Origin of the sequence: Acetivibrio cellulolyticus CD2, assembly GCF_000179595.2 — a bacterium.
Lineage (GTDB): Bacteria > Bacillota > Clostridia > Acetivibrionales > Acetivibrionaceae > Acetivibrio > Acetivibrio cellulolyticus.
Map to the genome: position 1 here is coordinate 804,442 of NZ_JH556657.1, position 21,785 is coordinate 826,226.

A 21,785-nucleotide genomic window follows, 5' to 3' on the forward strand; every position below is an offset into this window, starting at 1 on the left:
AATATGACATGATCTTAATTATACTACAATATCTTAAAATGGCAAAGGATGCAAATACTTACTTCGTATTTAGCATCCTCTGTTTCTTTACAGCATAAAATCATTCCTTTTGAACCTCTTTGCCTACCAGTTGAAGTTAGCTTCCGCAAATAATTTCACATCACAGTTTTCATTGTTTTCATCTTTCTTAACTCCGTCTACCTCTATGGATATTTTCTCAATTTCGCTTTTACTGTTTACAAAAACCTTAAAATTAAAGTCAGTTTTCTCAACACCGTGGAATTCCTTCATAAATTTGTGCTTGCAATTTTCTTCATCCATACACTTGTGATTATCACAGCACTCCTTCATATGTTCACAAAATGCCGCTTTTAAATCTTCAGACATATCTGCATGCTGCAAGCTAAGTATTACGGATTTGTCTTCCTGTTCAAGAACCTTGATACTATTTAGCACCCCTAAAGCAAATGTAATTTTTCCAAAGCAATCCTTTACCCCGGAATTTCCATTATGGTGAGCGTGCAAATGCTTCATAAAGCACATATGCCCCTTACATTCATCACCTTGAAATTCAAGACTGTTTTGCAGTTTGATTTTCTTTCCTTCGCAGTCTACTTCAGAGTTAGTTGTAACTTTTTTAAATCCAGTCTTATTGTTTTTCTCAAAGGTATTGTCAATGCTGAATACCTTTTTTTGCCCTTTAACAGCCTCTGCAGTTAGAGTACCATTAAAAACCTCCTTTGACTTCATTGTTTTAAAAACATCGTACAAAATTTTAATCTTATTCATAATTTCGGCCTCCTTTTTATTTTGAGATACTGTACTGTTTTGTATCTGCTATGAGGCCATTATAAATCTCGAATTTAAATGGAAAATAAAGCAAATTTAAAAATTCTATAAAGATTTTTAAAAACATTCTAAACAATTGAAAAGTACATCTGCTAAACACAAGGCTGTTGGATATTCTCCAGCAGCCTTGTGATGTGCATATTTATACTTTTCACAAAATAATTTATTCTTTTTCAGCAGGCTGTTCTTCCTGCATTGCATCTTCCGTCTCAACGTTTTTTCCACTATCTTTAGTAAAGAATTTACTAACATTACCCCAAATACCCTTTAAACCATTCTGAATTCCAGCTGCCTTTTCTTTCACATTATTAGCAGAATCCTTTACACTTTCTGACGCTTCCTTAACATTGTTTGCAATATCCTGTCTTGTCTCTTTACCGGCTTTAGGTGCAAAGAGTAACCCTGTTACGGCTCCAACAGCGGAACCTAGAGTTGCAGCTGCAGCAAATTTTTTAACCGCCTTAGCCTTTTTTTCTTTTTCTTTCTTATTTTTAGCATCCTTCAAAGACTTTAAAAATTTCATAATAATAATCCTCCTAAACTCATATATTATATTTCTATTCCCCAGCGTATTAACCTATTCTTGGCAAAATCGGAATCTAGGTTCAATAACTCCGCAAGCAAGCCTTTTGCCTGAATTTCCAGCCGGTTGAGTCCTATAATCATCAGGATTATTGTGTATTATAACTGCCCTTCCTAAAATATCTTTTACTTTAAATTTGTCAGTAAAAAAGCACATCCTTGCAATACCATGGTTGGAAAATAACACTGGAAAATCTCCTGCATGATTGCCATGTGGCTGGCCATTAGGATTCCAATGTCCTCCTGCTGCCATGAATGGCTCTTCTCTATTACCAACTTCGCAATTACCGTTTTCGTGTATGTGAAAACCGTGTGGTCCTACAGGCGCTTCACCGTTTTTACCCGGTTTGTATTCCGGAAGCCCTGATACTTCAACATATATTTGTGTCCCGCCCGGTACATCCTTAAATATCACATGGCCACTGATCTGCGGAGCGAGTGTACCTCCACGTATATAGGCAACAGCCTCCGCACTAGTTACAGGCCAAGGCTGCACTGCATTCATCATTGTCATATAAATTGCATTCACACTCATACCTCCCTACAATAAATTCTGCATGAGAACCTTGAAATAAGTACTCCGATTAACTTTTAATTGAAATATAATATATTATATTTGAGCGTCAACATAATTGTGACTTTTAAAAGAAGATTCTCAATATGAATTGATTAAAGAAGGATAGTCGCCAATCAATTCCCGGTTATGATTTTCCTCGGAAATGTTGGCGACAAGTTTATTCATTTATTCCAAATAATCAAAGTTCAAACTTAATCTGACCGTCCTCTTTATCTTCATCCTTGATATAACATCCGACAGCCGGTATATTTTTTGTCCTGTAATAATCAAGGTCTTTGAACGAAACCTCAGATAACCTTTTTACAGTGGTCATCACGCTTCCCTTCTTTTCCTTGAGTACCTGAACTCCCTGAGAATCCCTGGTGGATTTAGGGTTGATATTTGAAGTACTAAATATCAATACTTTCTTAAGACTACTGAACGCAACGAGTTCCTCATCCTCAGTAATGTATTGCATATATATTATTTTTGACAAATCACTATAGGCATTTGCAAGCTTTTTGCGGTTTGTCTTTGTCGCGTAGCTTTCCAAATCAATCTTTGCAACTTTTCCATTTTCAAATGCAAAAATCATATAGCCTTTATAGTCATCGGTTGCAACTATATTAATAATCCTTTCATCTGCTTCCAGTCCTAAAAGGTTGGTCAGATAGTCACCCAGACTGCTTGCCTTACAATCGTCAATTTCATAAATCCTGATCTTATATACTGTCTGCTTGTTTGAGAACAACAGTAAATCAGCTTTATTATGAGTCTCAATCTCCTGAACTATAGAGTCATCGTCTTTCAGCTTATGCTCAGGACTTGTTCTTAAAGACGTAAGAGGTATCTTTTTCAAGTAGTTGTGATCGGTTAAAAATATCTTTAAGTTATAATCCTCAATAAAATGTTCCTGAGTAATTTCTTCAACATGCTCTTCATGCAGTATATCAGTACGTCTCGGCTTGCCGTATTTTTTTGAAACCTCGCCCAGCTGCTTGACTATTATTTTCTTTATCTTTTTGTCATTTCCATATATATCTTTTAACTCTGCAATTTCTTTCTCAAGCTTGTCAATCTCGCTGACCTTGTCTAAAATGTATTCCTTGTTTAAATTTCTCAGCTTTATTTCCGCGATAAATTCCGCCTGCACATGGTCTACCCCAAAACCGTCCATAAGGTTTGGTATAACCATTGCATCCTCTTCAGTTTCCCTGATTAATCTTATTGCCTTATCTATATCCAAAAGTATTTTCTTCAAACCGACTAATAAATGGAGCCTATCCGACTTTTTATTTATATCGAACAGAGTTTGCCTCTTAATACAATCTACCCTGAATTCAATCCAATTAGCCAATATACCTTTTATGCCAAGCACCTTAGGTCGGCCATTTATCAAAAGATTAAAGTTGCACCCAAAACTGTCTTCGAGCGGTGTCAGCTTGTAAAGCTTATTCATTAAGGCATCCGGATCGGTATTCCTTCTTATATCGATGGTGACCTTAAGACCGTCGAGATCAGTTTCATCCCTTACATCCAAAATATCTTTAATCTTATTATTCTTAACAAGCTCAATAATTGAATCTATGATAGCTTCAGTAGTTGTAGTGTACGGTATTTCATAGATTTCGATGCAGTTGTTTTCCTTGTCATACCTGTATTTCCCTCTTACTTTAAAGCTTCCTCTGCCGGTGTTATATATTTCTTTAATATCCTTCTCTTTATATATAAGCTGCCCGCCTGATGTAAAATCCGGTGCCTTTAAGTAATCTGAGACCTCTATATTTTCATTGTTTATAAATTGAATGGCAGTCTCGCAAACCTCATTCAGATTGAAACTGCAAATATTACTGGCCATTCCAACAGCTATTCCCTGATTTGCACTTACCAGAATATTAGGAAAAGTTATCGGAAGAAGAGTAGGCTCTTTCATTGTTCCGTCATAATTGTCTACAAAATCAACGGCATCCTTGTCAAGGTCTCTAAAAAGCTCCTCACATATCTTATCAAGCTTAACTTCCGTATAACGGGGCGCTGCAAAGTGCATATCCCTTGAATACTGTTTTCCGAAGTTTCCCTTAGAGTCGACATAAGGGTGCAAAAGCGCATCATTACCCCTTGTCAGCCTTACCATTGTCTCGTAAATTGCCATATCTCCATGAGGATTAAGCTTCATAGTCTGACCGACAACATTGGCCGATTTGGTTCGTCCCCCTGTCAATAAGCCCATTTTATACATGGTATACAGGAGTTTCCTGTGCGATGGCTTAAGACCGTCTATTTCAGGTATTGCCCTTGAAACAATTACGCTCATGGCATAGGGCATATAATTTTTTTCAAGTGTATCAACAATCTTCTGTTCAATTAATCGACTTTTGGACATAATAAAAATTCACCTTTCCAAAATACTCATCTTTGCTAAAGTTCAACATTTCATTTACCCTCTACGATACGTCTATCATATCCAGATACCTGTAGCCGTTTTCTTCAATAAAATTCTTTCTCCCCGGAAGATTGTCCCCCAGCAGGACATCAAACATTCTCTCGGTGCTTTCCACATCATCTGGCATTACCTTAATAAGCTTTCTTGATTCGGGATTCATGGTTGTCTCCCACATCATCTCCGGCTGGTTTTCACCAAGTCCCTTTGAACGTTGAACGCTATACTTTCCATTGAGTTTTGCAACTATATCGTTTTTTTCCTTATCGGAATACGCAAAATATGTTTTATCCTTGTGTGTTATTTCAAAAAGCGGTGACTCAGCTATAAAAACCTTTCCTAAATTAATCAGTGTAGGTACTAACCTGTAAATCATGGCAAGTATAAGAGTCCTGATCTGGAAGCCGTCTACATCGGCATCTGTACAGATAATTATCTTACTCCATCTGAAGTTGTTGATATCAAATGTATTAAGCTCCTTGTTATGCTTGCTCTTAATTTCTACACCACAGCCCAAAACCTTTAAAAGATCTACGATTATTTCACTCTTAAAAATATTATCATAGTCTGCTTTCAAGCAGTTCAGTATCTTACCTCTTACAGGTATTATCGCCTGAAACTCAGCATCTCTGCCCAGCTTACATGCACCTAACGCTGAATCTCCCTCCACTATATAAATCTCTCTTCTGTTGATATCTTTCGTCCTACAGTCAACAAATTTCTTAACCCTATTGGATATATCAATATTTCCGGTAAGCTTCTTTTTTATATTAATTCTTGTCTTTTCAGCAGTCTCACGGCTTCTCTTGTTCACAATGATCTGCTCAATTATCTTGTCACTTTCCATCTTGTTTTCAATGAAGTATACCTCAAGCTGCTGCTTCAAAAAATCAGTCATCGCTTCCTGAATAAACTTGTTTGTTATTGACTTTTTGGTCTGGTTTTCGTAGCTTGTAATTGTTGAGAATGAATTTGTAACAAGTATCAAGCTGTCCTGGATGTCCTGAAATGTTATCTTGGCTTCATCCTTGGTATACTTGCCGCGTGCTTTTATACACTTGTCTATTTCGTATACAAAAGCGTTTTTGACAGCCTTGTCAGGAGCTCCTCCATGTTCAAGAAAACTTGAATTATGATAATATTCCATCATATTGATCTCGTTATTAAAACTGAACGCTATCTGCATCTTTACTTTGTATTCCGGTTTATCTTCCCTGTCTCTTCCCTTTGTACTTGTTTCATAAAATTGAATACCTGTAAAGGACTTTTCACTAGACACTTCAGTTATATAGTCAACAATTCCATTCTCATAGCAGTATTCAAACGTCTCTGTTGACTCCTCATCAAAAAGGACAAACTTCAAACCGGCATTTACAACCGCCTGCTTTTTAAGAATATTTGAATAATACTCAAGCGGTATATTAATATCTGTAAATACGTCAAGATCAGGTTTCCATTTTATAATGGTTCCTGTTCCCTCATAATTGCACTTTTGCTTTAGGAGCCCACCTACATTTTCACCCTTTTCAAAATGCAAATCGTATTTGAACCCATCTCTGTAAACAGTGACATCCATATATTCAGAACTATATTGCGTAGCACAGCTTCCAAGTCCGTTTAAGCCGAGACTGAATTCATAATTCTCTCCGGAATTGTTCTTGTACTTACCACCTGCATAAAGCTCACAAAAAACCAATTCCCAGTTGTATCTCTGCTCTTTTTCATTATAATCGAGGGGTATTCCTCTTCCATGATCCTTTATCATCACAGAATTATCCTTAAACCTTGAAACCTCAATTACCCTTCCAAAGCCTTCTCTTGCTTCATCTATTGAATTTGAAAGTATCTCAAAAACAGAATGCTCGCACCCCTCAATACCATCAGATCCAAATATAACTGAAGGCCTTAGCCTTACCCTATCAGCACCTTTTAAAGAGGTAATACTCTCATTGCCATACTGTTCAACTTTACTTTGCTTTGACATATTCGTAAAGCACACTCCTATCAGAAAATTCTGCCTTGATACGGGATGTTACCCCCAAAAATCAGCTTACATCAAACTAATGTTCGTGTCAAGTCAAGGATGCAACAGATCCAATCTTTCCTACATTTGTCCTAAAATAGTAAATAAATTCGTAAGTAATTTTTTTTAAAATTTTGTTAAAAACCTATGTTGATTATTTGAAAATATTATAATATAATTTTCTTGGAAATAAAATGCTAAAACTTTTTTTAGAATGCTTAGGTTTCATTTCAGTATAGCGTCTCAATTATACCTTGCATATTTTTTCATTCAAATAACTAAAAAAGGACTGATTCATGTGAAGGATTTAAGTATTACTAAAGCTGAATGGGAAAGCTCTAGAATTGATTCCGTTTTAGAAATTGAAAAGTTAGAACCTGATGATATGGAATCTTTCGTAAGAGACTTTCTACTCCCAAATTTACAACATAGTTACAATCATGTCAAGGAGTATATCTCCAACAACACAAGAAAAAACATATACACAATAAAGAAACAGCTGGCTGACTTAATTGAGAATCAGGAAGTAGTAAGAATTTCCACAAGTGAAGCATTTGAGTCAACTAATATTAGCAAGTTTGGTGCATCATATTTGATACTTGAAAGCCTCAATGATATTTACCTTTTTTCATCGATTATGAAATCAAAGATACCTACCTGTGATGCAAACACAAAACTGTTGTTTACATTAGGGAAGCTATCAAAAGAAATATGCACTTTACAAAAAGAAATTAGAGAATCTTTAGAACAACAAGCAAGAAGCTGCCTAAGAATTTAGGCGGCTTTTTTTTGAAAAGTTTGAAAAAACAAATATCCTAATATCAAGTTAGGCTAAATACTCCTCAGATTTTTATTTTTTCTCTTTTTTAACAACCGAAAGACAGCTGATATCAGCAATATTCCAAAAGCAATAGCAGCCGCACTGGCTATAGCTTGTATTCCCGTATTTGCAGCTTCAAACAGCTTATTTTCAGAAATATATTGTGTAGAATTATAAATCGCAATTCCTGGAACCAGAGGAAAAATTCCCGGAATGGAAAATACCATAGCAGGAGCTTTTATCAATCTTGCAACGCTTTCGCTGTACAACCCCACTACGACAGCACCTAAAAAGCTCGATATTACAACATTGCCTGTAGATTCAAGTATCCAGGCATATGTAATCCACCCCAGCATACCGGATAACCCAACCCATAACAGATTCTTTCTTGTTACATTGTACATTATTGCTGGACATAGACTCGCTATAAAAGCTAAAATAATCTCTTCCATTGTTAAATCCACCTTAATCCAAATGATAATATGATAGCGACTCCTGCACTTAAAGCTACAACGATAAATATTGCTTCTGCAATTCCGAACTGGCTTGATACAATATCACCATGAAGCGCATCTTTTAAAGCATTTGTTATTGCAACTCCGGGAAGCATCATTATAATTGAGGAAATAATTATTCTGTATATATTTAAAACAGGAAATAACTTTACAGCTATAATACTCACGCTTGCAGCTATCAAACCAGATGCAAAATATTCAAAAAATCTAAATATCCCTGCCCGAGATATCTTCTCATTAGCGAAATATATCAGCATTCCAATAAAAAAAGCAGCTATAGAATCCTGAACAGTGCCCTTAAAAAGGAGAGTATATACTAAAGCAGTAATGCCCGCAACAATAAGTCTTAATCCAAATCTATAGCCCTTCTCTTTCTCTATACTGTCTAAAATTCTAATAGCATCTTCATAAGACATTATATTCTCCTGAAGGCCTCTAGAAAACGAATTAACTTTTTCTATACAGCTTAAATCCACTGTCCTATCATTAATTCGCTTAACAAAGGAGAGCGGTTCTCCATCCTTCCCAATAACAGTTATAAATATTCCTGTTGGAAGTACAAAGCATTCAGCGTCAACACCATAGCACCTACAAATTCTTCCAATTGTATCCTCAACCCTGTAAATCTCTGAGCCATTGGTCAACAGGATTTTGCCCGCCTTCACAGCTATTTCCATCACCTGATTTATTTTCATATTACTATTCCCTATAAAACCTTTCACTCATAATAGTTACAATAGAAAGCTTTAATAAAAGTTTAAAATAATATTATAGGTATGTCAAAATAAATAAATGTGCTATAGAAATTAATATTTCATTTTCCCCTCATTTGTTAATCAAATTCACAAGATATGAAAAATACCAATACTGGCATAATATACACAACATAAAATATTGACTGAATTATCAAAATATTCATGAGGTGATTAATCTATGAAAAAAAGAATAAGTTTGATATTCTTGTTTGTTTTTATGTTTTCAGTAAGCGTTTTTGCTCAATCACAGACCTACACAGTGAAATCCGGTGATACGATGTGGAAAATCGCCAGTAAATTCCAGGTAGGAACTAGTGAAATAATCTCAGCAAACCCCCAGGTCAAAAACCCAGCTCTCATTTATCCTGGACAGAAATTAGCAATACCAAGCGTAACTGTTAAGACCCAGGAGAATGAAGTAATAAGGCTTGTTAATGCTGAGAGGGCAAAAGCCGGACTTCAACCCTTAACTCAAAACTGGCAGTTGTCAAGAGTTGCAAGGTATAAGTCACAGGATATGATAGACAAAGGCTATTTCTCTCATACCTCTCCTACTTACGGATCTCCGTTCAAGATGATGGAATCCTTTGGCATTAGATACTCTGCCGCAGGCGAAAACATTGCCATGGGTCAGCAAAGCCCAACTGAAGTAATGAACGCTTGGATGAATTCCCCAGGCCATAGAAACAATATTTTGAGTCCTTCATTTACACAAATCGGTGTAGGTCTCGCAAAAGACAAAAACGGAAGAATGTATTGGACTCAGATGTTTATCAAGCCTTTATAACATTTTACTGAGCTAATTTCTTAGATTCAGAGCAAAAAGGGATCATATCATACTTTAAAGTAGAATATGGTCCCTTTTGCTATTTTTAAGAAATTTGCAATAGTTTACTCAATGACTATAACAGCACTTTTACCAATCTCTACCCAATTATATAAAAATTTCGCATGACTGGTATAGTTTCTTACGCACTTATGCGATCTCGGAACAGTACCAACTGTAGACAAGTACTCCTGCATACCGGGATCTACACGTTTTCCACCTTTTTTTATGTAATCCACAGGTACACCATGGATATATGCTCCACCGTTAAATCTTATGGCATACGGTGCATACCCGGCAATTTGCTTTGTAGCATCATCCAGGTATGTAAACTTCGCTACCTTTTGTATTGCCATATAATACCCAAGGTCTGTAGGCAGTTTGTGTTTGGAATTTTCACCAGTTGTAGCATAAGTGTAGGATATCAAATTCCACTTCCCATCTATTAATTCAAAAACACCCTCATTTTGGTTCTTTCTATCAACTACAACTACTTTACTTAGTTTTTCTATTGATTCCCTAAAAGAAATATACTTTTTAGGAACATAGTATTCCCCTTCAAAATTCAATGCATGTATCTTATAGAAACTATCTGTCTCTGCAATTATAGATACCAAAGCCCCGTCGGAAATGTACCTGAACTCAGCTCCTAAATTCGGCTCATAATATGCAGGTGCAGCCTGATTCCTTTGTATCCCGAATTTATCTTTTGTTCTGCCCTTATATAAAGGAGCTGTACCCGCACGATTTTTATAGTTTGTAATATAAGCTGATGTGTTTTTATCCAGCTCATTTTGGGCTGTGTTAACAGCCTCAAACATCTTATCGAATTGAAACTCTCTTTTCTCTGCCAGTATCGACAGTATGTAACCATTTTGGACTTTATTATCTACCTTCCACGCTATTTTGTACCATTTATCCGTCTTATACTTTTCAAGATATTCTCCTTGAACCTCTGCTACGAGATTAACTTTCTCAAAATATTGGGCTTTTCCTATTACCTTTGCCGATGAAGAAGGCTTTTCCCTTATATTAATCTCATCACTTAGAATCAGCAGGTAATCAGTTGGAACTTCATACTTGCTGTACTTTTTATTTATTACAACTTCTTCAGGAACCTTCGATTCAAATGTTTTCAGCATAATTTCTCTATATTCCGTCAGATCGCCCTTCCCGCTTTCAAGCTCTTTCTGATCAACGATTACATCCGATTCCGTAACATTCTTTTCTTCTGCTTCACCCTTCAAAGGCTCGGCCGTGACATTAGTATCCGGTGTAACAATTCTATCGTGTTCGCTCTCGGAATTGTATACTTCGTTATACACCTCATTTCTCACTGCAATATTATTATCAGTTTTTTTATCACAGGCTGTAAGAAATAATAAGATTATAGGCAATAAAACAAAAGCCCTTTTCATGGTTGCACCCCCATAAATACCATATACACTAACTGTTTAGCAATGTGTCAGCTGGCAAAGTACATACTCTGATTGTAATAAAGGTATCAGACAGAAAAGACAAATATACAAGGTTTACCATTTAATATAAAGACATACTTTTATGAAAAAATCACTATATTATAATTTTAAGCCTGTATAACTCAAGTGTCAATTTATATGGGTAGTATTTAATAATATCTTAATATTACATGTTTCCAATGATCGCTTTTAGAACATCCCCAAATGGCAGCTTGCCTATATCAGCAACGGTTTTCTCCAGCTCAGTCTTCTGCTTTAGTGAACCTACCAGCAAAATTTCAACGTTCTGCTCTCTTCCAATTAGAATGGAGTTCACATCAAGAGAACCAACTATAATACCCAATATCACGAGTGCTTCCGCAGGTGTCAGGTTTATTTTGTCCATATTGATATCAGGTGTTTTATCTGAGCTGCAATTTCTGGCGTCACTAGCACCAAGCTTCTCCATAATAGTTTTTAAGAGGGAATTCGATTGATCTGTTGAAAACACATCTTTTCCTCCTTATAGCCTGATTATATTGGTTGAATAACTACAGGTGCACCGCTTACACCAGCCCCAGGAACTGCCGCCAGACCCGCAGTAAAAATAAGGAATATAGCTGCAGCTATAATAAACAAGATACACTTCTGTTTATCCTCAGAAATATACATTACCATCACACCTTAAAGATATATATGCATTATATTAAAGGACTTCTTCCGAATGTGATTACTTTTAAATATATTATTGCAGCATAAAAGGGAGGATTAACCTCCCTTTTATAGCCTTTAGTATGTAATTAGCATTTTGGTCCGCAACCGAATCCGCCTAAAAATCCTGGACAGCAGACACATAAAATTACAAGTATTATTATTATCCAGAATATCCAGTCGTTACCGAACCCAAATCCGCAACCGCCTCTTTCATCAGTCATATTAAATCTCTCCTTTCAACTAAATAAATATAAGCGCTGATTAAAACCTCAATAGCATATTATTCATTAACTAAACATTGTGTTACATTTTTTATTCAGACCTGGCAACTATATTTCCCGTAAATATATTAACTACAAACTTATCTATAATGCTTTATTATGCTTATATGAACATACTACGATATTATTTTTGTTATTTCTATTATCTTACAACAATATATATTCTATAATGTATTTGACCATTTTTTAAGGGAGGAATGTAAACACATGAAAAAAATCACTAAGCCACTTACCTTAGCAGCTCTTGTTTTCCTAGTTTCTGTTAGTGTAATTTGCTTTTTTGCCCAATCTGTTTATTCCAAAAAATGCAATGACCATCAGAATTTCGAAGGCGAAGTATGCATAGGAGAATTTGGCCTGCATGCCTGTATACTAGGGAAAGGTAAACCGTCAATAATATTTGAGTCCGGTCATAGCGATTCCCATGAGTCCTGGCAACTGATCCAACCTGAAATATCAAGTAATAATTCAACATTATCGTACGACCGGGCCGGAATAGGTCTAAGCGACAATAGCCCTGTCAAGAGGACATCCTCGAACAAGGCATATGAACTTCATAGGTTGCTGAATGAAGCTAAGGTTAAAGCCCCGTACATAATTGTAAGCCATTCCATGGGAAGCTGGGTGTCCCGAATGTTTGCCAAACAGTTTGGTAATGAGTTGGCAGGTTTGATTTTAGTAGATCCAACACATGAAGATACAAATGAATATACCATCAATTGTTTGCCACCGGAAATGCTGGATTTATATAAGAAAGAAATATGCAAAGAGGGCACCTATGAGGATCTGCTTGAAAGTATTGATCAGATAAAAGAAGCAAGATATGCTTTGAAGGATATTCCTCTTACTGTAATATCAGCAAACGACCACAAGATGGGGACCGACTTTGAGGAAAAATGGGGTTTGTGGCAGAAAGATATTGCCTCATTGTCTTTAATAAGCAATCACATAATTGTCAACAGTGGGCACAATATTCACCAGGAAAAACCCGAGGTTATAATAGAAGCCATTAACGACATGATAGAAAATAAGAAATAAATACATTGTTCGAAAGAGGCGTAATAAAAGTTTGATGGCTTAAGGTCATCAAACTTTTACTATAAAGTTCACCATTTTATATTATAGATATACGCAGCATATCTTAGTTAATGTAGCTTGAAAGCTTATCATATGCCTTATATACCTCCTGGCTTTTTCCAACATTTATAGCCTTTTTAAAAATACCGGGCTTATACTTTTTAACTGTATCCAATTTTTCTTCGATATTGTCATATGATGCAGTAACCTCTCTATACTCCGCACATAACACTTCATTTTTCTTTTGAATAATCCAGTCCGTAATTCTTGTTCTTGTAGCTGGTTGTTCCATATGAGGTTTATCAAACGTAAAATATACCCTATTTCCAACCTTTGCTATTTCTCCATCCGGATAGCCTGCTTTAATTAAAGCATCAATAAAAGCATAACACATTTCTGTCTCATTAAAGACAATTCCAATATCCATAGTTAATTCTGATGGGTTTGAAAACTCGCCCAGTTTAAATCCGGTTAACCACCAATGCGTATCTTCTCTATTAAAAAGCTCTCTTCCATTCTTTTTTAAGGAAAACGCCATATACATCATATCTTCATTTTCAACACTTTTGTAAAAAGGCCCATCAATGACACCAGGAATACCCAAATTAAATACCTCTTTATATATCCCTATTTCACAGCCGGTATTCAAAGCATATTGGCCTTTCCAGAACTCAATCATCCATTTTTCGCCGCCATATTCAAAGCAAATCGGTTCACAATCAATTATCATTCCAAGAGGTGCCAAAGATTCATCATACAGCCCGCAATATCCAAATTTCCTCTGCCATGGATCTAATGTTGAATAAAAAATATCCTGTTTTGGGTCATAGTCATATCCGGCAACTCCAAATGCATCGTCCAACTCTTCATTATTCTGAGCCACACTAATTCCAACACCTGCAGTACCTGCTGATATTTTTACAATTAAAACAAATAATATTTTCCCTAAAATAAAAACCAGAATAAGTGGGAGCAAAACATAAAAAACTCCTGTCATAAACACAGCTTTTATATCCATGGAAAAGACATTAATAGTACTGACCCCAAGCAAACTAAATAATCCTGTAAAAAAAATTGTAATTCCTTCTATAAAACTGAGCATAAACCCTCACTCCTAATAAATCTCCCTATTATAATAATATTCTCCCATCAGCAATTATGTTAACGTATATTGCCAAAAAGGCAAAAAAAACTTCAGGTAGTTATAAAAACCTACCTGAAGCCTTAAAATTTAAAATTCTATTTGATCTTGTTTAAATTTAAATTCTGTCCTCCCTGCTTTAAGAGAAGCCCAGTTACTTTGCCTTCATCATTTTTAACAAAGCTTAGCTCTGCATCAACTACCTTGTAGAAAAACTCAGTTTCAGATTGTGCAAATATCTCATACTGTTCCTGTCCAGTAGCTTGAGCGTATAAGTGCTCACCATCAGTTGAAACAGTAATTGCAAATCCCTTCATCAACTCATATTCCCCAACATAGCTTTCATATATTTTCGCATCCAACTGAATTTCCTTCTTTTCTTCCGGTGCAGAACCTATTCTTTTTGCCTCAATATCAGCATTTCCCTGTTTTAACACTAATCCTGTCACTTCACTATTTTCATTCTTCTTAAAACTAATTCGAGCGTCAACTGATCTGTAGAAAAACTCATCTTCCGCCTCAGGGTATATCTCTGCCTTAGCCTGACCTGTGACCTGTGCAAATAGTTGGTCTCCGCTTTTAGTAATAATTATATTATACCCCTTCACATACTCGTATGTGCCCACGTACTTGTCAGTTATTCCGGATTCGAGCTCTATAGCCTTTGGTTCACTAGGCAGCTCATATTTCTTTCCTTGAACTATACCTGCAAGAATACCTGTAAGTGTATCCACATCATAGTAACCATTGTTTATAGTCATAATTATAGCTATATCCTTATCCACATACCTTGAAATATCGGCTGTAAAACTCAATGTATTACCACCATGGAATACTACTTTACCAAGGCTTTCGTCATCACGGACAAACCACCCTAATCCATATTTTCCCATAGTTTGAGTATCTTCATAACCTGTAAAAATCATATTCATAGTCTCTTTTTTAACTAGTTTTTCTGTATATAGGGCCCTATCCCACCTATACAAGTCTTCAACTGTTGAACATAAAAAGCCTGCTCCATAAGCACCTCTTAGGAGGAATTCATCATCTGTTGCAGTCAAATCCAAATATCCTAAATACCCCGTAGCGTTGTACATTTTTTCTTCACCTTTATAACATATACCTGTATTCTTCATATCCAGAGGTTTAAAAATATTTTTATCCAAATATTCATTAAGGCTTAATCCGCTTACTTTTTCAACAATATATCCAAGCAGAACATATCCTGAATTGCTATATTTCCACTTGGTTCCAGGTGCAAATTCAAGTGTTTTTCCCTTAAGAGTATTTATAATGTACTCTTCAGACAAGTCTTCAGTTTTGGTCGAAAAAAACTCTGGTATTTCTGTGCAGTTCACTATTCCCGAAGAGTGAGTCAGGAGTTGCTTGATGGTTATGGTTTCAGCATCAGGCCAACCAGATATGTATTTTGAAAGTTTATCATCTAGTGTTAAAAGTCCCTTTTCATAGAGCTGCATTATTGCCATAGCAGTAAATTGTTTTGTAACAGAGCCAATTGGGAATCGGGTTTGTGGTGTATTTTTGATTTCCTGTTCATAATTTGCATTTCCATATCCCTTATCCAGTAATACTTTTCCTTCTTTGGCCACCAGGATAGAACCATGAAATTTCTTGTTCTTTTCTATAGATCCGAGGTATTGGTCAAGATTTTCTGCTATCTTCTTTTCCTCATCACTTAAAGCAGCCTGATCCTTCAATAAATCACTTACATCAGGTCTTGAAATTGAAACAGTCTTTGTCTTATTGTCCCAACCTACTGTCATATCAAAGGTTTCACTGATAAATCTCAGCGGCACATAAGTTCTACCTTGGAATATCTGAGCCTTGGTATCAAAGGTTTTAACTACACCATTTACCTCAGCTGTACTCTCTCCAACAGTCAATTTTATAACAGCTGATCCATTAGTTATCACTACAACTTTGGTATCACCATTCCATTCAACTCCTGCGCCCAGGTTTTCTGCAATAAAACGGATAGGGCAAAGAGTCCTGGAATCAGCGTTTATAAAAGGTTTTGCATCTGGGAAGCTAATCTGTTTACCATCAATACAAACTGCGATGTCTTCACTTTCAGCATTAACCCCAATTGCTGCAAAAGACATGAGGATAAGTATTGTGGTTAGTACTGCAATAATTTTTTTAATCATAGGTTTCGCACCTCATCCTTAATTATTTTATACAATTCTATTCTCTGGAAATCACTTATACAAATCCTTTTTTTACCCATATTGAATCAAATTTACCGTATTCTATTGATTTTCATTGAATATATACCTCTTTTAATAAAAATTATTACCTTATAATTAATTATCGGGATTTTGTTTTGAAAGATTATAAGAATACTCTTGCATTATAATGCATAATATAATACAATATATAAAAATATTGGACTTTTCAAAAAAACATTGTAAGTTGATGACGGGGAAATTGGTGAACACTCTGTATAAGAGAGTTGATGGACGGTGCAAATCAACCGGAGTACACTTTAGATTCCGCCCCTGAGATGTTGGTGATGAGCCAAACCGCTGCAACGGTTATTGCGATAAAGTGAGTTAGAATAATTCTAACTAATTTGGGTGGCACCACGGGTATTAACTCTCGTCCTTAATGATTAAGGAATGAGGGTTTTTTTATTTATAAATAATTTAATAATCTTAAAATATAAAATGAGGAGTGAATAAAATGAAACCAGCAAACAAACCAGTAAGTCCATGTTTCTCCTCCGGTCCATGTGCAAAACATCCCGGATATTCTCTTGATGAACTAAAAGGTGCACCTCTTGGAAGGTCACACAGAAGCAGTCTCGGGAAGGATAAGTTATCCCAGGCTATTACAAGAACAAAACAAATACTCAATATTCCCGAAGATTACAGGGTTGGTATAGTACCAGCTTCTGATACAGGTGCATTTGAAATGCTCATGTGGAGCGTTTTAGGTCCAAGAGCTGTTGATGTTATAGCTTTTGAATCCTTTGGAAAAGGCTGGGCTAATGACATCCAGAAAGAACTTAAGCTCGAGCAGGTTCGTGTATTATCTGCTGATTACGGTAGCTTGCCTGACCTTAGTCAGGTTAACTTTGATAATGATGTAGTATTTACCTGGAACGGTACTACAAGCGGTGTCAAAGTCCCTAACGGTGATTGGATTCCTAATGACAGAAAAGGATTAACACTTTGTGATGCTACCTCAGCTGTATTCGCTATGGATATTCCATGGGAAAAAGTTGATGCAGTTACATTCTCATGGCAAAAAGTACTTGGCGGTGAAGCTGCTCATGGTATGCTCATAATATCACCTAGAGTAGTAGAAAGAATAGAATCCTATGATCCAGCATGGCCAATGCCTAAAATATTCAGGTTAAAGAAAAAAGGAAAGTTTGACGAATCAGTATTCCAGGGTTCTACTATCAATACTCCATCCATGCTTTGCAATGAGGATTATTTACAGGCTTTAAATTGGGCAGAATCCATAGGCGGTCTGAAAAGTTTAATTGCTAAAAGTGAAGAAAACCTTAGCGTATTTGAAGATTTCGTTGCTAAACACAATTGGATACATTTCCTTGCCAAAGAGAAACAATTCCGTTCCAATACCAGTGTATGCTTCACTGTTGACTTGCCTGAAGACAAATTGAAGAGTATGATTAAATTACTTGCTGAAGAAAAAGTTGCTTATGACATTGGAGCTTACAGCGAAGCACCTGCCGGTTTGAGAGTGTGGTGTGGAGCAACAGCAGAAAAGTCTGACCTCCAAATACTATGCCAGTGGTTGGAATGGGCATATGAGAGCGTTCTTGGTTAATTAATTTTAATATACTTGCTTTTGAGACTTCATCGGCGATAAAACCGATGGAGTCTTTTATTTAGCCTCTTGGAGTGAAATGAAAGAGGCAAAAACAAAGGGACTCGATGTCCCGAAGTTTTTTTCGAATCAAATTTTCAGAAGCTTTTTAGTGTTGTTCCCCAGTATTCCGTCTTTTTCTTCATCCTTCAAATTCAATGACCTGATAAGAGATGGAGGAAATAATATATCTATTAGAATATCTTGAAAAGCAATCCACCAAGTTGCTTTAATTAATTCTTTTTGTAAATTTGAAATGGCTTACCAAAAAGCCTTCTCGTTTGTAAAATCTATGTGCATCCACTCTTTTTCTGTTGGATGCAACCTCTATACTAACGCATTTATTTTGTATAGCAATTATCGTCATTTCATCAAGTAACTTCTTACCAATTCCTTTACCCCGAACATCGCCTGCTATGACAAGTTCCATAATCTCAGCTATCTTTCTGGAATGATGAAGGGGATAAAATATATGGAGTACACCAAGCCCTAGTACAGATCTATTTTCTTCATATAGTAGAATGTGATTGTTAAATAAGTTATGAATAAAGCATTTTTCAAATTCCTCAAAGGTAAATGTATCACTTCCAAGTAGTTTCGTAAGCTCAAATGCAATTTTCATATCGTCTATGGTTGCATATCGAATCATAAATATTTCCTCACAAATTCATCAATATTTCTAAACTCATCAAGTCGTTCTTTGATGGTTTCATAATCCCAATTCCACCATTGGGATTTTTCTATTCGTTCTATTAAATTATCTGAAAAACGCATTTTTATCTTTTTAGAAGGTATTCCGACCACAATTGAATAAGGTTCGATATTCTTAGTAACTACCGCACCTGCACCTATAACAGCACCGTTTCCAATGGTTACTCCCGGCATAATACACGAATTATGCCCAATCCAAACATCGTGTCCAATAATTACTAAATCGTCCTTACGCCAGTCAAAAAATGCTTTGTCATCCTCACTAAAACCAAACATTTTGCTTCGATATGTAAAATGATGCTGTGCTATTCGCGTATAAGTAGGGTGGTTGCCCGGATTAATACGGACAAAACTTGCAATAGAACAAAACTTCCCGATTTTTGCGTAGTAAATTTGATTGTAGCCAGCACAATACGAAAAGTCATCAATTTGGACATCATTTAAAACACTGTGTGCTTTTACTTGAGTATAATTGCCGAGCTTTGTTTTGACTAATTCTACATTTTGTTCAACATTAGGTTCTTTATTTAACATAATGCATTTACACCGCTTTCTTCTGATATGAAATCGCCAATATCTACAGGTACAGCCTCATATTTACCGTGGTAATCACTGCCGCCTGTTAAAAACAAATTATATTTTGAAGCATACTCCCTTATTATTTTTTTATCACCTTCGCTGTTGGCAAGATGATTGAATTCAATGCCATCAAAGGGAATTTTATCAATCAAATAAAAGTTTTTCTGCTGTCCAGGATGGGCAAGAACGGCAAGACCTCCTGCACTTTTTATCACATTCACCGCATCGTAAACATCAATATATTCAATATCAAAATCGCAAATGCCACCACTTTTGAAAACGGTTTTATAGAAACTGCCAAACATTTCTATAACTTGTTTTGTTTCTACTAAATATTCCATAATGTGTTGTTTATAAATGTACTTGCCATCTTCTTTGTTAAGCTTATTTATATCAATTTCAATACCGTCTTTTTGCAATATTTCAATTTGCCTAAGTGAGTTTTCGTGTCTTTTTTTAAGAAGAGGCAAGGTTAAATTTTCTACATAATCGGCATTATTTATTTTGTATCCCAAAACGTGGGCTTTTGTTCCTGTTTTTTTATCTATTGCAGATATTTCAATGCCTGCTATAACCTTTATTGCAGGACTTTTAGGCAATAGCTTGGCGTGAGCCATCGTGTCGTGGTCTGTGATGGCTATAAAATCAAGTCCATTGTTTGTTGCCATATCTATAATTTCATGTATTGTTTTGCTTCCGTCTGATACAGTGGAATGAATATGTAAATCTGCCCTCATACTGTAAATGCCCCCTCAGAAATATTATAAACCTTATCGCACACGCCATCCATAAATTGAAGGTCGTGGAATATTCCGAGCATACTTGTTTGCTTTGATTTTAATTTTTTTAGCATTTCTTTAACTAAAATTTTAGTTTTATTGTCAAGTGATGCCGTTGGCTCGTCAAGCAGTAATAGTCTTGGCCTTTTTACCATAGAGTGTGCTAGATTAAGGCGAAGTCGTTCTCCACCCGAAAAGGTGTTAGGGTAGATGTCCCATAAATTTTCAGCAAGTTTAAAATAGTTAAGCATTTCTTTTGCCTGTTCCTCAGCCGCCTTTTCATCCTCACCCATATCAATTAAAGCACTCATTACATGCTGTTTTGCAGTTGTTCTTGGCATAACATTTAAAAACTGTGATACATACCCAATTTCGTATTTTCTAAGATACAATATTTCACGCTCACTTGCTGTTGTCAGGTTGATATTGCCAAAGGCTTCACTATCATAATAAATATCGCCCTGCATGGGAAGATAGGTGCGGTTAATGCATTTCAAGATAGTAGATTTGCCCGCTCCGGACAGACCCACAATTCCGATAAATTCGCCTTTGTTCAAAGTGAAGCTGATGTTTTGGCAGGATTTTATTTCTTTACCCAAATTGTAAAGGTAAAAGTTTTTTGCCAAGTTATCAATTTTTAATATCATAACGACCTCCTGTACTGTATTCGGCAAGTGGCTTTACCATCAACCAAACAGTGCGTGATAACCGGATAACCGTCTAAAATATCAATAATTAGAATATCAGCTTTTTTGCCAATTTCTATTGAACCGCATTCATCATCAATTTTCATTGCTATTGCAGGATTAAGAGTTGCTCTGTTTATCATTTGGTTAAGTGGAATATTATATTTTTGGTGCATAATAAAAATACTATGCAGAATGGCGGAAGGGTAGTAATCGGAGCATAAAATGTCCGCACAATCCCCGCAAATTGCTTCTGAAGCCGACATATTACCCGAATGTGAGCCTCCTAGCAAAATGTTTGGAGCACCGACAACCGTATAAAAACCCATTTCCTTTGCTGCCTTTGCAGTTTCAATATTGATTGGAAATTCCGAAATATCTACACCCAAATCGTGATTGATATATAATTTCTCTATGCAATCATCATCATGTGAAGCAACAGAAATACCGTTTTGATGTGCCAAGTCAGCAAGCTCTTTTAATTGTTCAAAGGATAACATTACCTTTGATTGGTGATATTGTAGAACCCCCTCAAAGCCGTAAGTTTCAATTTCCTTGCCGTGATAACCAGATATGGTTTTTCTGTAAATTTCAAGGTTTTTATACTGACCCTGCCCGGGGGTATGATCCATAAAAGAAATTTGATGTACCTTTTTTTCTACAATCATTGCTTTTGCAATATCAAATGCTTCCAGGTTATCAATTTCAATCCGAAGATGGAAGCGATGATGTATTAAATGGTTGCGTTTATGCAAGCTGTCAATTAGGTTGGCAAGTGCAAGCACACTATTCTTTGTGCGAATTGGCGATTCTCCAAAAAAATCATTTTTATAGAGTGTCAAGGAATGATACATTGTAGTTATACCTTGGACTAACAGCTCTCTTTCACATTCTTTGAGGGCAAGCTCATAATCCATTAGCGAGGTTGGACGAGGGCGGATAAACTGCTCAATTTTGTCCGAATGAGTATCAATAAATCCAGGTGTTATGTATCTGCCATGTGCATCAATTACCTTTTCAGCACCATTTGTGCTATCTGCAAAACCTATAATTCTATCACCTTCTATTAACAGAACCTTACCTTCTATTATCTCTGTGGGTGTAACTATTTTCCCGTTTTTTATATGTATCAAATT

General features: G+C 36.0%; 22 protein-coding genes and 1 other annotated feature. Of the genes, 4 read left to right on the forward strand and 18 right to left on the reverse strand.

Annotated features, from left to right (window positions below; translation table 11 throughout):
* Positions 1-123: 123 nt before the first annotated feature.
* From ACECE_RS27730 to ACECE_RS0215290, 5 genes are all read right to left on the reverse strand, one after another.
* Positions 124-789 carry a hypothetical protein gene (locus ACECE_RS27730; protein WP_010248784.1) on the reverse strand — a complete coding sequence of 222 codons (666 nt, stop codon included), beginning with the start codon at positions 787-789 and terminating at the stop codon, positions 124-126.
* A 223-nt stretch (positions 790-1,012) separates the two neighbouring features.
* A complete protein-coding gene (locus tag ACECE_RS0215275; RefSeq protein WP_010248785.1) occupies positions 1,013-1,372 on the reverse strand; it encodes a YtxH domain-containing protein in 360 nt (119 codons plus the stop codon).
* 54 nt (positions 1,373-1,426) lie between these two features.
* A complete protein-coding gene (locus ACECE_RS0215280; RefSeq protein WP_407636668.1) occupies positions 1,427-1,945 on the reverse strand; it encodes a superoxide dismutase family protein in 519 nt (172 codons plus the stop codon).
* 241 nt (positions 1,946-2,186) lie between these two features.
* Positions 2,187-4,370 carry a DNA gyrase/topoisomerase IV subunit A gene (locus ACECE_RS0215285; RefSeq protein ID WP_010248791.1) on the reverse strand — a complete coding sequence of 728 codons (2,184 nt, stop codon included), beginning with the start codon at positions 4,368-4,370 and terminating at the stop codon, positions 2,187-2,189.
* A gap of 61 nt (positions 4,371-4,431) precedes the next feature.
* Positions 4,432-6,411 (reverse strand): DNA gyrase/topoisomerase IV subunit B, encoded by a 1,980-nt coding sequence (locus ACECE_RS0215290; RefSeq protein ID WP_010248794.1) that lies wholly within the window; start codon positions 6,409-6,411, stop codon positions 4,432-4,434.
* 337 nt (positions 6,412-6,748) lie between these two features.
* Between ACECE_RS0215290 and ACECE_RS0215295 the strand changes: the two genes are divergently transcribed.
* Entirely contained in the window at positions 6,749-7,228 is a 480-nt protein-coding gene (locus ACECE_RS0215295; protein ID WP_010248797.1) for a hypothetical protein, read from the forward strand.
* Between the two features lie 53 nt (positions 7,229-7,281).
* On the opposite strand, the gene ACECE_RS0215300 is transcribed toward ACECE_RS0215295, so the two are convergent.
* A complete protein-coding gene (locus ACECE_RS0215300; RefSeq protein ID WP_010248799.1) occupies positions 7,282-7,722 on the reverse strand; it encodes a threonine/serine exporter family protein in 441 nt (146 codons plus the stop codon).
* Between the two features lie 2 nt (positions 7,723-7,724).
* Complete coding sequence (locus ACECE_RS0215305) at positions 7,725-8,480, reverse strand: threonine/serine exporter family protein (RefSeq protein ID WP_010248801.1); 756 nt, start codon at positions 8,478-8,480, stop codon at positions 7,725-7,727.
* Between the two features lie 238 nt (positions 8,481-8,718).
* On the opposite strand from ACECE_RS0215305, the gene safA reads away from it, so the two are divergent.
* Entirely contained in the window at positions 8,719-9,327 is a 609-nt protein-coding gene (safA, locus tag ACECE_RS0215310) for a SafA/ExsA family spore coat assembly protein (RefSeq protein ID WP_010248803.1), read from the forward strand.
* 104 nt (positions 9,328-9,431) lie between these two features.
* Here the strand turns inward: safA and ACECE_RS0215315 are convergent, their stop codons facing one another.
* The 4 genes from ACECE_RS0215315 to ACECE_RS32095 all read right to left on the reverse strand — a co-directional run bounded on the left by ACECE_RS0215315 (position 9,432) and on the right by ACECE_RS32095 (position 11,758).
* On the reverse strand, positions 9,432-10,784 hold the full coding sequence (locus ACECE_RS0215315) for a L,D-transpeptidase family protein (protein WP_010248805.1): 1,353 nt from the start codon (positions 10,782-10,784) through the stop codon (positions 9,432-9,434).
* Between the two features lie 226 nt (positions 10,785-11,010).
* Positions 11,011-11,334: a hypothetical protein gene (locus tag ACECE_RS29480; RefSeq protein ID WP_010248807.1), complete on the reverse strand. Its 324-nt coding sequence runs from the start codon at positions 11,332-11,334 to the stop codon at positions 11,011-11,013.
* A 23-nt stretch (positions 11,335-11,357) separates the two neighbouring features.
* The gene (locus tag ACECE_RS31195; RefSeq protein WP_162862558.1) at positions 11,358-11,495 is read right to left on the reverse strand and encodes a hypothetical protein; all 138 of its coding nucleotides are present in this window, start codon (positions 11,493-11,495) and stop codon (positions 11,358-11,360) included.
* A 128-nt stretch (positions 11,496-11,623) separates the two neighbouring features.
* Positions 11,624-11,758: a hypothetical protein gene (locus ACECE_RS32095; RefSeq protein ID WP_268871018.1), complete on the reverse strand. Its 135-nt coding sequence runs from the start codon at positions 11,756-11,758 to the stop codon at positions 11,624-11,626.
* A 267-nt stretch (positions 11,759-12,025) separates the two neighbouring features.
* Between ACECE_RS32095 and ACECE_RS0215335 the strand changes: the two genes are divergently transcribed.
* Positions 12,026-12,856: an alpha/beta fold hydrolase gene (locus ACECE_RS0215335; protein ID WP_010248809.1), complete on the forward strand. Its 831-nt coding sequence runs from the start codon at positions 12,026-12,028 to the stop codon at positions 12,854-12,856.
* Positions 12,857-12,959: 103 nt separating this feature from the next.
* Here ACECE_RS0215335 and ACECE_RS0215340 read toward each other — a convergent pair whose 3' ends face one another.
* Both ACECE_RS0215340 and ACECE_RS27740 read right to left on the reverse strand, forming a co-directional pair.
* Positions 12,960-13,997, reverse strand: a complete 1,038-nt coding sequence (locus tag ACECE_RS0215340) for a DUF4474 domain-containing protein (protein WP_010248811.1) — start codon at positions 13,995-13,997, stop codon at positions 12,960-12,962.
* Positions 13,998-14,134: 137 nt separating this feature from the next.
* A complete protein-coding gene (locus tag ACECE_RS27740) occupies positions 14,135-16,204 on the reverse strand; it encodes a serine hydrolase (protein ID WP_010248813.1) in 2,070 nt (689 codons plus the stop codon).
* A gap of 259 nt (positions 16,205-16,463) precedes the next feature.
* Positions 16,464-16,666: a binding site (T-box leader), on the forward strand.
* Positions 16,667-16,739: 73 nt separating this feature from the next.
* On the opposite strand from ACECE_RS27740, the gene ACECE_RS0215350 reads away from it, so the two are divergent.
* Positions 16,740-17,855, forward strand: a complete 1,116-nt coding sequence (locus ACECE_RS0215350) for a phosphoserine transaminase (protein ID WP_010248814.1) — start codon at positions 16,740-16,742, stop codon at positions 17,853-17,855.
* Positions 17,856-18,123: 268 nt separating this feature from the next.
* Here ACECE_RS0215350 and ACECE_RS27745 read toward each other — a convergent pair whose 3' ends face one another.
* Genes ACECE_RS27745 through ACECE_RS0215375 form a run of 5 tightly spaced genes read right to left on the reverse strand, consistent with a single transcriptional unit; the run spans position 18,124 to position 21,782 of the window.
* Positions 18,124-18,543, reverse strand: coding sequence for a GNAT family N-acetyltransferase (locus ACECE_RS27745; RefSeq protein ID WP_010248816.1), 420 nt, complete (start codon positions 18,541-18,543; stop codon positions 18,124-18,126).
* Positions 18,540-19,139 (reverse strand): DapH/DapD/GlmU-related protein, encoded by a 600-nt coding sequence (locus tag ACECE_RS0215360; protein ID WP_010248818.1) that lies wholly within the window; start codon positions 19,137-19,139, stop codon positions 18,540-18,542. Before ACECE_RS0215360 ends, ACECE_RS27745 begins: the two co-directional genes overlap by 4 nt.
* Positions 19,133-19,921: a PHP domain-containing protein gene (locus ACECE_RS0215365; RefSeq protein ID WP_010248820.1), complete on the reverse strand. Its 789-nt coding sequence runs from the start codon at positions 19,919-19,921 to the stop codon at positions 19,133-19,135. The genes ACECE_RS0215360 and ACECE_RS0215365 overlap by 7 nt, the downstream gene beginning before the upstream one ends.
* The gene (locus ACECE_RS0215370) at positions 19,918-20,610 is read right to left on the reverse strand and encodes a phosphonate C-P lyase system protein PhnL (protein ID WP_010248821.1); all 693 of its coding nucleotides are present in this window, start codon (positions 20,608-20,610) and stop codon (positions 19,918-19,920) included. The genes ACECE_RS0215365 and ACECE_RS0215370 overlap by 4 nt, the downstream gene beginning before the upstream one ends.
* Entirely contained in the window at positions 20,607-21,782 is a 1,176-nt protein-coding gene (locus ACECE_RS0215375; protein WP_010248824.1) for an alpha-D-ribose 1-methylphosphonate 5-triphosphate diphosphatase, read from the reverse strand. The genes ACECE_RS0215370 and ACECE_RS0215375 overlap by 4 nt, the downstream gene beginning before the upstream one ends.
* Between the last annotated feature and the right edge of the window lie 3 nt (positions 21,783-21,785).